The organism is Rhizobium sp. KNZ2-6A (assembly GCF_056755475.1).
In genome coordinates, this window is record NZ_JBNDIC010000003.1 from 222,570 (window position 1) to 237,052 (window position 14,483).

General features: G+C 61.3%; 12 protein-coding genes. 8 read left to right on the top strand and 4 right to left on the bottom strand.

Annotated elements, in window-relative coordinates:
• Positions 1 to 241: 241 nt before the first annotated feature.
• From ACPYOP_RS03750 to ACPYOP_RS03780, 7 genes are read left to right on the top strand one after another with little or no spacing between them, the layout of a single operon-like run.
• The gene (locus ACPYOP_RS03750; RefSeq protein ID WP_481409046.1) at positions 242 to 1,231 is read left to right on the top strand and encodes an ABC transporter permease; all 990 of its coding nucleotides are present in this window, start codon (positions 242 to 244) and stop codon (positions 1,229 to 1,231) included.
• Complete coding sequence (locus ACPYOP_RS03755; protein ID WP_481409047.1) at positions 1,228 to 2,229, top strand: ABC transporter permease; 1,002 nt, start codon at positions 1,228 to 1,230, stop codon at positions 2,227 to 2,229. The genes ACPYOP_RS03750 and ACPYOP_RS03755 overlap by 4 nt, the downstream gene beginning before the upstream one ends.
• Positions 2,229 to 3,224, top strand: coding sequence for an ABC transporter ATP-binding protein (locus ACPYOP_RS03760; RefSeq protein ID WP_481409048.1), 996 nt, complete (start codon positions 2,229 to 2,231; stop codon positions 3,222 to 3,224). The genes ACPYOP_RS03755 and ACPYOP_RS03760 overlap by 1 nt, the downstream gene beginning before the upstream one ends.
• Positions 3,202 to 4,137, top strand: coding sequence for an ABC transporter ATP-binding protein (locus ACPYOP_RS03765; protein ID WP_481409049.1), 936 nt, complete (start codon positions 3,202 to 3,204; stop codon positions 4,135 to 4,137). The genes ACPYOP_RS03760 and ACPYOP_RS03765 overlap by 23 nt, the downstream gene beginning before the upstream one ends.
• 14 nt (positions 4,138 to 4,151) lie before the next feature.
• Complete coding sequence (locus tag ACPYOP_RS03770; RefSeq protein WP_481409050.1) at positions 4,152 to 5,210, top strand: aldo/keto reductase; 1,059 nt, start codon at positions 4,152 to 4,154, stop codon at positions 5,208 to 5,210.
• 60 nt (positions 5,211 to 5,270) lie between these two features.
• Positions 5,271 to 6,506 (top strand): acyl-CoA dehydrogenase family protein, encoded by a 1,236-nt coding sequence (locus tag ACPYOP_RS03775; protein ID WP_481409051.1) that lies wholly within the window; start codon positions 5,271 to 5,273, stop codon positions 6,504 to 6,506.
• Positions 6,507 to 6,509: 3 nt separating this feature from the next.
• Positions 6,510 to 7,931, top strand: a complete 1,422-nt coding sequence (locus tag ACPYOP_RS03780; RefSeq protein ID WP_481409052.1) for an FAD/NAD(P)-binding protein — start codon at positions 6,510 to 6,512, stop codon at positions 7,929 to 7,931.
• A gap of 163 nt (positions 7,932 to 8,094) precedes the next feature.
• On the opposite strand, the gene ACPYOP_RS03785 is transcribed toward ACPYOP_RS03780, so the two are convergent.
• Complete coding sequence (locus tag ACPYOP_RS03785) at positions 8,095 to 9,714, bottom strand: ABC transporter substrate-binding protein (RefSeq protein ID WP_481409053.1); 1,620 nt, start codon at positions 9,712 to 9,714, stop codon at positions 8,095 to 8,097.
• Between the two features lie 341 nt (positions 9,715 to 10,055).
• On the opposite strand from ACPYOP_RS03785, the gene ACPYOP_RS03790 reads away from it, so the two are divergent.
• Entirely contained in the window at positions 10,056 to 11,066 is a 1,011-nt protein-coding gene (locus tag ACPYOP_RS03790) for a LysR substrate-binding domain-containing protein (protein WP_481409054.1), read from the top strand.
• A gap of 6 nt (positions 11,067 to 11,072) precedes the next feature.
• Here the strand turns inward: ACPYOP_RS03790 and ACPYOP_RS03795 are convergent, their stop codons facing one another.
• Genes ACPYOP_RS03795 through ACPYOP_RS03805 form a run of 3 tightly spaced genes read right to left on the bottom strand, consistent with a single transcriptional unit; the run spans position 11,073 to position 14,479 of the window.
• Positions 11,073 to 11,921: an NADPH-dependent oxidoreductase gene (locus ACPYOP_RS03795; RefSeq protein ID WP_481409055.1), complete on the bottom strand. Its 849-nt coding sequence runs from the start codon at positions 11,919 to 11,921 to the stop codon at positions 11,073 to 11,075.
• Between the two features lie 12 nt (positions 11,922 to 11,933).
• Positions 11,934 to 13,262 carry an LLM class flavin-dependent oxidoreductase gene (locus tag ACPYOP_RS03800; protein ID WP_481409056.1) on the bottom strand — a complete coding sequence of 443 codons (1,329 nt, stop codon included), beginning with the start codon at positions 13,260 to 13,262 and terminating at the stop codon, positions 11,934 to 11,936.
• On the bottom strand, positions 13,259 to 14,479 hold the full coding sequence (locus ACPYOP_RS03805; RefSeq protein WP_481409057.1) for an acyl-CoA dehydrogenase family protein: 1,221 nt from the start codon (positions 14,477 to 14,479) through the stop codon (positions 13,259 to 13,261). The genes ACPYOP_RS03800 and ACPYOP_RS03805 overlap by 4 nt, the downstream gene beginning before the upstream one ends.
• Positions 14,480 to 14,483: the final 4 nt, after the last annotated feature.

A 14,483-nucleotide genomic window follows, 5' to 3' on the forward strand; every position in this document is an offset into this window, starting at 1 on the left:
CGGCTGGTTTTATCTTCTCGATAAGAACGGTTCCCGTAGGTTCCTTTATTCTCTTTGTTCGATTCCTTAGGAAAAAAGACTTTCATTTATCTAAATCGAGCAATTTACTTCCAAAATATATCGCTATTTCAAGAAATTCTGGAAATATCTACCAATATGGATTTGACAAAACCTACAGATTTAGTCAACTACTATTGCGATGCGGCGACGAAAAATACGATGACGCTGCCGAGGAGTTTCGATGTCGGCTTATATGCGAATAGGGCGGACACTACGCCGGACGGCCATTCAGGCGGTGCCGACGGTGCTTGGCATCGTCATCCTGAATTTCTTCCTGCTGAAGCTGGCGCCGGGTGACGCCGCCGACGTCATGGCCGCCGAAGCCGGCTCGGCAACGGTCGAGACGATGGCGGCCCTGCGCGAGCGTTTCGGCCTGGACAATCCGATCCTCGTGCAGCTTGCGAACTACCTCAACAATCTCGCGCATTTCAGCCTCGGCTTTTCGCCGCGTTACGGCATGCCGGTCGCCGATCTGATCGGCCAGCGTTTGCCCGGCACCCTGACCCTGATGCTGGCCGCACTTATCTTCGCGATCGTGATCGGTCTGACGCTCGGATCGCTGATGGCAAGCTTTGCCGGACGGCTGCCGGACCGGTTGATCTCGATCATCTCGCTGCTTTTCTATTCGATTCCGGGTTTCTGGATCGGGCTGATGCTGATCCTCCTGTTTTCCGTGAAGCTCGGCTGGCTGCCGAGCGGCGGCGACAGTACCATCGGTTCCAGGTTGACCGGCCTGCCGGCGCTGCTTGACCGGGTGCGCTACATGGTGCTGCCGGCTATATCGCTCGCCCTTTTCTATCTCGCCATCTACGCAAGATTGACGCGGGCCGCGATGCTGGAGGTCAAGTCACAGGATTTCGTCCGCACCGCGCGGGCAAAAGGCGTCTCGCCCTTCATTCTGACGACGCGGCATGTGCTGCGCAACGCGCTGATCCCGATCACCACCATGGCCGGCATGCATTTCGGCGGCATGCTGGGCGGCGCCGTCGTCGTCGAGACCGTCTATAGCTGGCCCGGCCTCGGGCGGCTGGCCTTCGAGGCCGTCATGGCCCGCGATTTCAGTGTGCTCCTCGGCATCCTGCTTCTTTCGTCCCTTCTCGTCATCATTGCCAATGCTGCAGTCGACCTTGTGCAAGCCTGGCTCGACCCCAGGATCGGAGCAAGCCGATGAAAGCACGGGAGCTCAAGATCTATGCGGATACGGCGCGTGATTTCAGTGCCAAGGTATCAGAAACGGAAGCAAAAGCTGCGCCTGTTCCGGAACGCCGCTGGACCCATATCCACGCACCCGATGCGCGCACCACAGCCGTCTCGGGTGGACGCTGGCAGGGTCGTCGGCGCGAACTCAGGATCTTCCTTGCCAATCCCAATGCGCTCTTCGGCATAGCCGTTCTCGCCGGCATCATACTTGCGGCCCTGCTTGCGCCGGTGCTCTATCCCGGCGATCCGCTGGAGATGGTGGCGCGCCCCTTCCTCTGGCCTGGGCAGAACTCGGCCTATCCGCTGGGCACGGATTCCATGGGACGCGATGTTCTTGCGGGTATCCTGCATGGCGCTCAGATCTCGTTGACTGTCGGTATCGCTGCGACTTTGCTCGGCCTTGGTGCCGGCGTGACCGTCGGCGCACTTGCCGGATATTTCAGCGGCCTGGTCGATGATCTCCTCGTCAAGCTCATCGAGATCTTCCAGACCATACCGAGCTTCGTTCTTCTCGTGGTGCTGGTCGCGATCGCGCAGCCGACCACATCGACCGTGACCGTTGCGATCGCAATCGTCAGCTGGCCGACGGTCGCGCGCCTGACCCGCGCCGAATTCCGCGCCATTCGTGAGAAGGATTATGTGCTCGCCGCCCGCAGCCTCGGCTTCGGCCATGCCCGCATCATCTTTCGGGAAATCCTGCCGAACGCACTGCCGCCCCTGATCGTCACCTCGTCGGTCATGGTCGCAAGCGCAATCCTGATGGAATCGGCACTGTCCTTCATGGGGCTTGGCGATCCCAATCGCGTCTCCTGGGGCTCGATGATCGGCGCTGGGCGCGATGTCATCCGTACGGCTTGGTATCTCACCGCCTTGCCGGGCCTTGCCATCGTCTTCACGGTTCTGTCGCTCAATCTCATCGGCGACGGACTGAACGACGCCCTTAATCCCCGCTTCTCGGAGGAGCGCTGATGACCTGGCTTCTCGACGTTCGCGATTTTTCCGTCGGCTTCGGTAGCGCACAGCCTGTCAAAGGTGTCAGCTTCAGCGCCGTGGCCGGCGAGATGCTGGCGATCGTCGGGGAATCCGGTTCCGGCAAGTCGCTGACGGCTCTCGGCCTGATGGGGCTGCTGCCCCGGCATGCGAAGACGGCGGGCGAGATCGTCTTTGACGGACGCGACCTCCTGAAATTGCCCGAGCGGGAGATGCGACGCATTCGCGGGCACGACATCGCCATGATCTTTCAAGAGCCGATGACCTCGCTCAACCCCGTGCTGACGATCGGCGACCAGATCATCGAAGTGCTGCGCATTCATGAGAAATTGAGCCGCAAGCAGGCGCGCCAGCGTGCAATCGATCTGCTTGATCTCGTCAGCATTCCGGAGGCTGGCAAGCGCGTCGACGATTATCCACATCAGCTCTCGGGCGGCATGCGCCAGCGCGTGATGATCGCCATTGCCGTTGCCTGCAGTCCGAGGCTCTTGATCGCCGACGAAGCGACGACGGCGCTCGACGTGACGATACAGGCACAGGTGCTGCAACTGCTCGATCGCCTGCGCAGCCAACTCAACATGGCCGTGATCCTCATCACGCATGATCTCGGCATCGTCGCGCAATGGGCCGACCGCGTCGTCGTGATGTATGCCGGGCGAAAGATCGAACAGGGCCTGCCGGGGGCGCTGTTCGAGACGCCGTATCATCCCTATACGCAAGGGTTGCTTGCCGCGTCGCCGCGTTTGAAAGCCGACTATCACTATCGCGATGGGCCGCTGACGGAAATCCGCGGCTCAATCGTCTCCGCAGCCGGCGAGCAGGGCTGTTCATTCCGGCCGCGCTGTCCGGTGGCACGATCCGCTTGCGCGCAGTCCGTACCGCCGCTCGTCGAGGTTTCGGCCAGCCGCGAGGTGGCCTGCCCCTATGTTCCAGCCATTGCGGAGAGAGCCCATGTCGCTTCTGTCGGTCGATAGGCTTTCCACGCACTATCCCGCTGCGGCCGGAACGGTGCGGGCCGTGGATGATGTCTCGCTCGAGATCCTCGAGGGCGAGACGGTGGCGCTGGTCGGCGAATCCGGCTGCGGCAAGTCGACGCTCGGCAAATCCCTGATGCGCCTCATCGATCCCACCTCCGGTCGCGTGACCTTCAAGGGACGTGATGTCGCGGCGATGTCGGGCAGGGAATTGCAGTCGATCCGCCGGCACATCCAGATGATCTTCCAGGACCCGTTTGCCTCGCTCAATCCGCGCCAGACGATCCGGACGATCCTGACCGCACCGCTTAGTGTGCACGGCATCGGCGATCGCAAGAGCCGTGACGCCATTGCCGCCTCGATGGTCGTGCATGTGGGTCTGCCGCCGGATTCGCTCGATCGCTATCCGCATGAGTTTTCCGGCGGCCAGCGCCAGCGCATCGGCATTGCCCGCGCGCTGATCCTGCAGCCGGAGCTGGTCATCTGCGACGAGCCCGTTTCAGCGCTTGATCTGTCGATCCAGGCGCAGATCCTCAATCTTCTCGTCGAGATGAAGACGGAGTTGTCGCTTTCCTATCTTTTCATCTCCCACGATCTTTCGGTCGTGCGCTATTTCGCCGACCGAGTCCTCGTCATGTATCTCGGCCGTATCGTCGAAAGCGCGCCGACGGCAAGGCTCTGGAGCGATGCCAAGCACCCCTACACGCAGGCGCTGCTTGCCGCCGTGCCCGATCCATCGCGGCGCAAGCAGGCGGCGCCGATCACCGGCGATCTGCCGAGCCCGCACAATCCGCCGTCCGGCTGCCGCTTTCACACGCGCTGTCCGCTCGCAACAGACATCTGCCGGACCGATGATCCGGCCTACCGGCAAATGGGCAGCGGCCATGCGGTTGCCTGCCATCACGCAGAATGAAATGGAGAAATGACATGGTCGACTATCGCTATCTCGGGCGCAGCGCGCTGAAGGTATCGCCTCTTACCCTCGGCACGATGATGTTCGGCGGTCCGACGCCTGATGATGTCGCTTTCCGCATCATCGACAAGGCCCGTGACCAGGGTGTCAATTTCATCGACACCGCCGACGTCTATCATGACGGCAAATCGGAAGAGGTGGTCGGCCGTGGCATCAAGGCAAGCCGCGATCATTGGGTGCTCGCGACGAAGTTCGTCAACTCGCACACGAAAGGTCCCAATCTCGGCGGTCATTCGCGCAAATGGGTGATCGAGACCGTTGAGAACTCGCTGCGCCGTCTCAACACCGATTACATCGATATCCTCTACTTCCATCGCGCCGTTTTCGACGCGCCGCTGGAGGAGCCGGTGCGCGCGATTGCCGATCTCATTCGGGCCGGCAAGCTCAGATACTTCGGCGTGTCGAATTTCCGTGGCTGGCGCATCGCGGAGATCTCGCATCTCGCCGATCAGCTCGGCATCGACCGTCCGGTCGCGAGCCAGCCACTTTATAATATCGTCAACCGCACCGCCGAGGCCGAGCAGTTGCCGGCCGCCTATCACTACGGCCTCGGCGTCGTCTCCTACTCGCCCTTGGCGCGCGGCGTGCTGACGGGCAAGTATGAGCCGGGGCAAGCGCCTGCCGCCGACACGCGCGCAGGCCGCGGCGACAAGCGCATTCTTGAAACCGAATGGCGTCCCGAATCCATCGCTATCGCCCAGGAAATTGCCGCGCATGCTGCCGCAAAGAAAGTTACGCCGACCGAATTCGCCATCGCCTGGGTGCTGAACAACAGACTGATCACCTCGGCGATCACGGGGCCGCGCACGGAGGAGCACTGGGACAGCTATATTCGTGCTCTCGATGTCAAGCTTACCGCCGAGGATGAGGCCTTGGTCGATCGCCTTGTCACGACAGGCCATCCGTCCACGCCAGGCTTCAATGATCCGAGCCATCCTGTCGAAGGCCGGGTTCCGGTGAGTGCTGCCGGCGATGCTGAAAACGTCGTGCCGCTTGCTCGCGCCGTAGCCTGATCATCCAGCCCAAGGCCCTGCTTGAGCGGGGCCTTTTCCTTTCGGCGCAAAGAGCCTTTCATGCCCATAACAGCTTCATCAGCCGTGCTCTCCGTACCCGTCGAAACCAATCGGGCGACGTTGCTTGCAAGAGTGCCCGAGCTTGCTGCGGAAATCGCGAAAGGTGCGGCACGACGGGACCTCGAACGCCAGCTCCCGCACGAGGCTTTCGAGCTGTTCAGGCAAGCGGGCCTTGGTGCGTTGCGCATACCGACGAGCCTTGGCGGGCCGGGTGGATCGGTGCTCGATTATATCGAGATGGTGATGACAATTGGCGCGGCCGATTCCAATGTCGCCCACGCGCTCCGCAGCCATTTCAATTTCACCGAGGCGCTGCTGCTCAATCCGGGCAGCGCGGTCGATCGTACGCAGCTTGCCCGCGTCTTGAGCGGCAAGCTCTTCGGCGGCGCTCATACGGAGCAGGGTACGAAACGTCCCGGAGACGTGACGACACGGCTGACGAAATCCGGTGAGAGCTTTCGGCTCAACGGGCAAAAATGGTATGCGACCGGCACGGCGTTTGCCGATTTTGCGTCGTTCAGCGCCAAGGACGATGAGGACCAGCTCGTCAGCGTCCTGCTGCCGGTCGATCGCAAGGGGATCACCATTCTTGACGATTGGGACGGCATAGGGCAGCGGCTGACGGCAAGCGGCGGCGTGCTGCTCGAAGACGTCGAAGTCCTGCCGCACGAGGTTTCGAGGCGTGGGCTGAGCACGCTGATCGGCAGGCATACGTCCACGCTGCGCCAGCTGCATCTCGCCGCCTCGATGGCAGGCGCGGTCCGCGGCGCGCTGGCAGAAGGCACCGAATATGTACGCAGACAGGCGCGCTCGGCAGCCCACAGTGCCGCCGAGACGGCCAATGCCGATCCTTTCGTCCAGAAGATATTGGGCGAGATCGCAGCCAATTCCTTCGCGGTTGATACGCTGATCCGCGAGAGCGCCCGCGCGCTCGACCGGACGGCCGAGGCCTTTGCAGGCGACGATCCGCAGGCACTGGAGACGGCTCTGGTCGACAGCGCGCTGACGACGGCGCGCACGCAGATTGTCGCATCGCAGCTTGCCCTGGCTGCTGCGACCAATGTCTTCGAGCTCGGCGGCGGTTCGGCGACGTCGCGCCATCTCAATCTCGATCGCCACTGGCGCAACATTCGCACCGTACTCAACCATAACCCCTTGCTGCACAAGGCAAGGGTGGTCGGCGATTATTACATCAACGGCACCACGACGCATCTGGAAGAAGGCAAGGTCTTCTAAGCCATGCACATAGACCCGCATTCTCATCATTCCGTCGTCATCGTCGGTGGCGGCTTTGCCGGCGCCCTAACCGCGATAAAGCTGCTCGACCGGACGGATGTGCCGCTGTCGATCACGATACTGGAGCCTCGCGAGGAGCTTGGGCGCGGGGTCGCCTACAGCACGGCCGAGGCCGTTCATCTCGTCAACGGGCCGGCGAGCACGTTTTCCCTTCATCCGGAGGAGCCTGACCATCTCGTTCGCTGGCTCGCCGGCAATGCCTTCCAATATGGCTGGATACCGCCCGCCGATATCGCCGGCAGCTTCCCGCCGCGCTACCTCTATGGAACCTATGTCCGCGACGAGCTGAACCGCGCAATCGCGACGGCCCGCGCCGGATCGACATTCCGTCATGTCAGAGTTTCGGCAACCAACCTGATTTCCGCTCCGCACAAAGTGCGGATCAAGACGAGCGCGGGTCAAACGCTGGAGGCGGACGAAGTAATCCTGGCTCTTGGCGTCTTCCAGCCTCCGCTCAATCCGCGGGAAGCGTCTGTCGCCAAGCACCCGGCTTTTGCGGCGTCTCCCTCGGATGCAGCCGCCTTGGATCGTGTGGCAGATACCGACGAAATCCTGCTCATCGGGTCGAGCCTGTCGATGGTCGATGCGGTCGCCAGCCTGGAGGCGCGCGGCTTTCGCGGCCGGTATCAGGCGATATCCAGGCGTGGTCAATTGATCGAGGATCGCCGCAATGTAGAGCCGGAACGCGATTTTCTCGCCGATGGTCCATTGCCGACGACGGCTCGTGCGTTGCTGTCCCGCGTCAAGGCCGAGCGCCGCGCGCTGGCCGCTGCAGCGAAGGACTGGCAGGCGCTGCCGCTGGCGATCCGACCCTACATCCTGCCTTTGTGGCAGAAGGCAAGCGATGCGGAGAGACTACGATTTGCCCGTCATCTGCGGGCATTTTGGGATGTCACGGCTCATCGGGCCGCGCCCGAGAGCTATCGCGCCGTCACCGATGCGATTGCCGAGGGACGGTTCCAACATCAGCCGGCACGATTGCTCGCAATGAAGCCCGCCGGTGGCTTGATCACAGCCACGTTGAAGACTCGATCGGGCACCCGCAGGCAGTCCTTCGGCGGCGTCATCGATTGTCGCGGTCATCAATTGCATGATTGGCGGCGCATTGGCGATCCCTTCGTCTGCAGCTTGGTCGAAAGCGGCGAGGTTCGTCCGCACAGCACCAGCTTCGGCATCGATGCCACACCAGAGGGCGACGTCATTTCCGAAGAGGGGCGTGTCCATCGCAACGTAAGTGCCATCGGTCATCCCCTTCGAGGCGTTGCCTGGGAATCAAGCTCGATTACGGAACAGCGCACGCAGGCGATCGCGCTGGCGGATCGCATCTTGAGCAAGCTGACCCCACTTGCTCTCGCCGCTTCCTAGAGCTTTTCCGCTTTTCTTCGAATCGCGAAAACGCTCTATCCTTTGTTTTTACGCAATTCCGGACGGAAAACCGCTACGCACTTTTCCTGGAACTGCTCTAAGGCAACATAAAAAGAAGGGGCGCAGCATCGCCCCCTCAAGCAGAACGGGCTGCTTCTTAGTGTCAGCCTTCGCCTTCCTTGATATAGACATCGGCGAAATTCGACTGCACGCCTTCCGCGCCGATCGTGTGATTTTTGACGCGCTTGTTGAAGACGGTGACGTTTTCGAGCGAGATTAGATTGATGACGGGAAGCTCGTCGGCGATGATCTTCTGGAAGTCATTGAATTCCTGCTTGCGCTTTGCTTCGTCGACTTCGACCGATGCCGCCTCGAGCAGGCGGTCGACCTCCGGGTTCTGATAGTGGCTGGCATTGGAGAAGGGTAATCCGAGCTTGAAGTTCTTCGACCAGTAGATGCGCTGCACGCCAAGCGTCGGGTCGAACTGGTTGCCGAGATATTCGGCCGTCAGGTCGAAGGCGCGCTCCGTGTAGACTTTCTGGATGTAGGTCGAGAAGTCGTAGGAATCGATCCTCGCATCGATGCCGATGCGCGCAAGGTTCTGCTTCAGATATTCGGCAACGCGCTTGAAGCCCTCGTTGTAGGAATTGTGCGTCAGGCGAAGCGTAAACCGAGTTCCGCTGCCATTTCTCTTGTAGCCGGCTTCGTCAAGCAATTGCTCGGCGGCCTTCAGATCGAAGGCATAGGGCTTAATCGTAGTATCCAGATATTGCGGCAGGAAGGTGCTGATGGGCGTCGCCGAGACATGCCCATAGCCATACCAGACCGTATTGAGGATGACATTGAGGTCGATGGTGTGAGCGATCGCACGGCGGACACGGACATCTTTCAGATATTCGTTGTCGAGGTTGAGAATGAGCTGCGTCTGGTCACCCTTCGTCCCGTAGCCGCGGGAATCGATGCCGATATTCGGCAGCGCCTTGATGCGCTCGAGATCGGCGAGCGGAATGGGATTGTCGCCGCCAAGATCGAATTCGCCGGTTTCGAAGCCGGCCGCGCGGGCAGCGCCATCGGGCACGAAACGCACGACGATCTGGTCGAGATAGGGCTTGCCTGTATCCCAGTAATCGGGATTGCGCTCGAGAAGGATATGGGAGCCGCGCACCCATTGCCGGAAGATGAAGGGGCCTGTGCCGATGGGCGCGCTGCCGTTGGGATTGGTCGGAACATCCGCGATCTTCACGCCCTCATAGACATGTTTTGGCACGATCGGAGACTCGGCCGCATAGAGCGCCTTCAAGAGATAGGGTGCCGGCTTCGAGAGGCGGAACACCGCAGTCAGCGTGTCAGGCGTGTCGACTGCGATGACATTGGCAAACGAGCCGCGTCCGCGTGGATGGACCTGTTTCAGAAGCTCGATCGAATAGGCCACGTCCGCCGAGGTGAACGGCTTGCCGTCATGCCATTTGACGTTGGGCCTGAGCTTGAACGTATAGGTCAGACCATCTGGAGTGACCGACCATTCGGTTGCGAGCTGTGGCTTCGGCGTGAGGCCGAAGTCGTAAGTGAGCAGGCCCTCAGTGATCTTCGGACTGATCTTCTGCGTTCCGCCGGCAGTATGGGCGAGCGCCAGGATCGTCGGTGGCTCGGGTTCGACGATGAAATTGAGTGTGCCGCCGCGCGGTGGCGTTTCCGCCGCTGCGTAAGCGGTTACGGACGGCAGGAGGGCTGCTGCGGTGGAGAGCAGAAGCAGTTGATTGAAACGGCGGCGATTGATGGTCATTCGGTTTCCTTGCCGACTGAAATAGAGCGGTTCCTGTGCGGATATGCGGCGGACGGGCTGCAAAGAGACTGCGGACCACACGCGGCTGGCGCATCTTCAGGTCGCGAACCGGCAAAACGGAAGAATGTTTTTCTCGTTCGCTGAGAAAGAAAAGCTTCGCGAAATCCCGCTTCGCCGGAAGCTGTCGCAGGCATTTGTCTATTAAAAATATAGACTATTTTGCGATTTTAGTTTTTGCTTCCCGGATGCGCCCCGGGCATGGAAGAAAATGTCCGTCCGCTTGCCGGTAAACGCAAAGCGCGTTCTCGTCTTTGCCGGTCGGATTGTGCTGCAATCGCGCCATGAACACGATTGCGCATATCCGGAAAAAAGCCATCCAGCCGACTTTGGCGCGCTTGCCGCCATTGACCTCGCTGCGCGCCTTCGTCGCCACCGCGCGGCACTTGAGCTTCCTTGGCGCTGCGGAGGAATTGCATGTGACCTCGGCCGCCGTCGGCCAGCAGATCCGGCTCCTGGAGGATTATCTGGGACAGCCGCTTTTTCACAGGATCCGTGGGCAGCTGCAGTTGACGGCCGCAGGTCTCGCGCTCGTTCCCGGCCTGACGAATGCATTCGACGCGGTGCTGGCGACGATGACGCAATTCGCTGCCAGCGATCACGATCTTCCGATCCGCGTGTCCGTGGCGCCATCCTTCGCCAGCAGATGGCTGATCCCGAGATTGGATGCTCTACGCCAGGCGGCGCCGGGCTTGCAGATTCTGCTCGATGCCTCGACGCAATTGACCGATCTGAATGCTGGCGACACCGATTGCGCCATCCGTTATGGCAGCGGCGGCTATCCCGGTCTGGTCGTCGAGCACCTGTTCTCCGAGGCCGTTGTGCCCATCTGCAGCCCGGAATTCGCCGAGCGGCATTGGCTCTGGAGCGGCCCGCAGGCGATCGAGGGCGTGCCGCTGTTGCATGAGGATGGGGCGGAGCACGACCATTCCTGTCCCGACTGGAATGCCTGGCTGCGCGCCGAAGGACTGACGCTGCGCCTGCCGAATGGTGGCTTCCGTCTCAGCCAATCTTCCCTCGTCATCGACGCAGCGCTGGCGGGGCAGGGGCTCGGTCTCGGAAAGGTCCGTCTGGCTGAGGCCGAGCTGAAGGCGGGGCGCCTTGTCAGCCCGTTCGGCAGTCCGCAGCCGGTAAGTTTTTCCTATTTCTTCGTGACGACGCCCGCCAAGGAACGCCTGATGCGCGTCGAACTGTTCCGCAACTGGCTTCAGGCCGAGGTCAAGGCATTGCGGACGATCGGCGATATCCTGTTGCGGAACTCATTGCGCAAATTCGATATCGCCGCCGCCGAATAATATCGATCACTTCAGCCTGAAGCCGAGGCGGCGCGCGGCAACTCCAAGCAGATGTCGCCCCTTCAAGGCTTCGACGCTGCCGATCCTGTTTTTCACCTGCACTGTCCAGTCGATGCGCGGCATGCGCTGTTCGGCCTGAAAGTCCTGCAAGACCGTATTGTAGTGACGCAGATCGTCCGACCTCCGGCTACGATCGTAGCGCTCGTGATGCAGCACCGTCGTCTGCGGCAGCCGTGGCTTGACGGCGGCCGGTATTGCCGGATCGGCATAGCCCACCGTCAAGCCGAAGACCGGAAACACGCCCTCTGGCAATTCCAGCTCGCGTGCCACGGTTTCGGGATCGTTGCGGATCGCGCCGATATAGCAGGTACCCAGGCCCTGCGATTCCAGCGAAACGACGGCATTTTGCGCCGCGAGCGCGGCGTCGATGACGCCGAGCAGGAAGCTCTCGACATAGTCCAGTCCATCGGCGGCGGAACCCTGATCCGCCGCAATGCGGCGTGGCCTGGAAAGGTCGGCAAGCCAGATCAGCAAGAGCGGGGCCTGTGCGATCTGTCTTTGTGTTCCGGCAATGGCGTTCAGCTTGGCCTTGCGCGCCTCGTCTCTGACAGCAACGACACTCCAGGCCTGCAGATTGGATGAACTCGGCGCCGATTGCGCCGCAGCGATTGCAAGGTGGACGACATCGTCCGGAACCGCCTTCGGTAGATAGTCGCGCATGGTGCGATGGGAAAGCAGCGTCTCGATCGTTTCGTTCCAACCCGCGCCGATATGCTGGCTATTGCGGTAGCGCTCGCTGACGAGGGCGGCGAGCCGGTCATCGTCCGGAAGCTTGGCGGTCGCAACTGGCGTCATGCTATTTCTCCTTCATTCGGCGGCAATCGCATAGGGATTGGCGGGCCGTGAAAGACCCAGGTGATCACGCAGCGTGCGACCGGCATATTCTTTGCGAAACAGGCCGCGACGGCGCAGGATGGGCACCACCTCGTCCACGAACACCTCCAGGCCATGCGGCAACACATCGGGCATCAGGTTGAAGCCATCGGCAGCCCCTGCCTGGAACCATTTTTCGATATCATCGGCAATTGCTTCGGGCGTGCCGACAATGGTCCGGTGCCCGGTTCCGCCATTCAAAGCGCGGATGAGGCCGCGCACGGTCAGCTTCTCGCGCTGTGCAAGAGCAAGCGTTGCCCGAAAGAAAGTGTGACCTCCATCGGCCGGCAAGGGAATATCGTCCGGCAGGGGCTCATCGAGCTTTAACTTACTCGGATCGACTTGCAGAACGCCGGAGAGGCGCGCAAGGCTGTATTCCAGTGGAATGAGTTCGCGCAGCTCTTCTTCGCGCCGCCTGGCCTCCGTCTCGGTGCTGCCGATAATCGTTGCAAGGCCGGCAAGCACAAGAAGACTGTCCGCAGAGCGACCATGCCGAGCGGCTCGCGTTCTGAGGTCGCGCGCATAATCGAGCGACTCCTCCAGGGATTGGGAGGCCGAGAATACGGCTTCGGCGTGCCGGGCCGCCAACTCCCGTCCATCGTCCGAGCCGCCGGCCTGCACGATGACAGGGTGTCCCTGCGGCGGACGCGGGACATTATGAGGCCCATGAACGGCAAAATGCTTGCCGCGATGGGCGATCGGATGGACCTTGGTGGTATCGACGAACCGTCCGCTGGCGACATCACCGATGAAGGCGTCTTCCTCCCAGCTGTCCCACAGCGCCTTGACGACCGACGTAAACTCTTCTGCGCGTTCATAACGGCTTTGATGCGCGACCGGCTTTTCCAGGCCGAAGTTCCGGCTTTGCGAGAGATCGGCGCTGGTGACGATATTCCAGCCGACGCGGCCGCCGCTTGCATGATCGAGTGTCGCGAAGCGGCGCGCGATATTGTAGGGCTCGTTATAGGTGGTCGAAGCCGTGGCGATCAGGCCGATATGCTCAGTATGGGCCGCGACCGACGCCAGCACGATGGTCGGCTCCAGTGACGTCAGCGGCCTGAAATCGACGCGATCGGAAATGGCTGCCTGATCGGCGAGAAAGATCGCATCGAAAGTACCACGCTCGGCGATGCGGGCGACATTGATGTAGTGATTGATATCGAAGGATGCACGCGGGTCGCTTCCCCGCATGCGCCAGGCGGCCGGGGAAAATCCGGAATGCAGGATGTTGATGTTGAGGTGAAGCTCGCGTTTCCTGCTCACTGGAATATCCCCGGCTCCGGAAACTCACCGTCGAGGAACCATGTTCCGACATTGCGGGTCTTGTATTCGGCGGGATTGTGAAGCGTGTGGATGCGCACATTGCGCCAGAAGCGATCGTACCCAAGCGGCCTGACGGCGGATCGCGCGCCCATGACCTCGAAGATCTCGCTGGTCACCTCAAGCGCAACCCGGCCGGCGAGCACGTTGGCCGATGCGACCGCGATCGCTGCTTCACCGCGCTCCTCTGCGGTAAGATCGTGTCCTCTCGCATAGACGGCATCGACTGCTAAGAGCGCCCGATCGGCAAGCGCCGTTGCCGCCTGCACCTTGATCCATAACTCGCCATACTGCCTCTTGATCCATGGATCGTCGGAGTGGCGCTCGACACCGGAATAGAGCCACGGGCGCGATTTCGTGACCGTATAGTCGCGTGCCGCCGCCAATGCTCCTTGCGCGGAGCCGACGAAGACATTGAGCAACACGCTCTGTTGCTGCAACGGCGCCAAGAGGGCGATCGGATCCTTCGGGCGCTCCGGCAATATTTCGTCACTGCTGATCTCTACGTTCTCGTAGAGGACGCGGCCGCTTCCCGTCTGCCGCTGGCCGATCCCGTCCCAATCGTCGGTGATGGTGATGCCTTTGCGGTCGGCCGGTATATAGGCAAAGCTCCGTTTGTCGGTTTCCTCGTCTTCCCAGGCAACCATCAGATAATCGGCGACATGCGAGCCGGAGGCGAAGGGCCGGAAGCCGTTGAGGATGACCCTTCCGCCCTCTTGCCGCCCGAAGAGGCTCTTGGAGAAGCTGTTCGTCGTATTGCCCCAGAACCAGCGTCCGGCGGCTGAGCGGCGCAGGATGTCCTGGGATCGCTCGTCGTGGAGCGTGGTGACGGCGTTCTGCAGCGGGCTGAAATGATAGCCGTAGAGATGGCCAAGCGAGCCATCGACCTTGGCGAATTCGCGTACGATCAGCATGGCGGTGGAATAGGGTTCGCCCGCCCCGCCGAACTCCTTCGGGATCACCAGATTGACGAGGCCGCTGTCCTTGAGGAGCCGGATCTGCTCTTCGGGCCTGCCTCCGGATTGATCTCGCTCAACGGCATCGCGGGCGAACGTGTCTCGTAGCTCGACGGCCTTGGCGAGATGGGGATTCGATGTATCGGCCTCGAAAAGGGAGGGCAGAGGGTGGGGCGGTTCGAAACCATCTGGTTTTATGGTCATGGCG

What these genes read in the sequence shown, in the direction of transcription:
- ACPYOP_RS03750 (WP_481409046.1), top strand. Translation starts at nt 242, where the DNA reads ATGTCGGCTTATATGCGAATAGGGCGGACACTACGCCGGACGGCCATT.
- ACPYOP_RS03755 (WP_481409047.1), top strand. Translation starts at nt 1,228, where the DNA reads ATGAAAGCACGGGAGCTCAAGATCTATGCGGATACGGCGCGTGATTTC.
- ACPYOP_RS03760 (WP_481409048.1), top strand. Translation starts at nt 2,229, where the DNA reads ATGACCTGGCTTCTCGACGTTCGCGATTTTTCCGTCGGCTTCGGTAGC.
- ACPYOP_RS03765 (WP_481409049.1), top strand. Translation starts at nt 3,202, where the DNA reads ATGTCGCTTCTGTCGGTCGATAGGCTTTCCACGCACTATCCCGCTGCG.
- ACPYOP_RS03770 (WP_481409050.1), top strand. Translation starts at nt 4,152, where the DNA reads ATGGTCGACTATCGCTATCTCGGGCGCAGCGCGCTGAAGGTATCGCCT.
- ACPYOP_RS03775 (WP_481409051.1), top strand. Translation starts at nt 5,271, where the DNA reads ATGCCCATAACAGCTTCATCAGCCGTGCTCTCCGTACCCGTCGAAACC.
- ACPYOP_RS03780 (WP_481409052.1), top strand. Translation starts at nt 6,510, where the DNA reads ATGCACATAGACCCGCATTCTCATCATTCCGTCGTCATCGTCGGTGGC.
- ACPYOP_RS03785 (WP_481409053.1), bottom strand. Translation starts at nt 9,714, where the DNA reads ATGACCATCAATCGCCGCCGTTTCAATCAACTGCTTCTGCTCTCCACC.
- ACPYOP_RS03790 (WP_481409054.1), top strand. Translation starts at nt 10,056, where the DNA reads ATGAACACGATTGCGCATATCCGGAAAAAAGCCATCCAGCCGACTTTG.
- ACPYOP_RS03795 (WP_481409055.1), bottom strand. Translation starts at nt 11,921, where the DNA reads ATGACGCCAGTTGCGACCGCCAAGCTTCCGGACGATGACCGGCTCGCC.
- ACPYOP_RS03805 (WP_481409057.1), bottom strand. Translation starts at nt 14,479, where the DNA reads ATGACCATAAAACCAGATGGTTTCGAACCGCCCCACCCTCTGCCCTCC.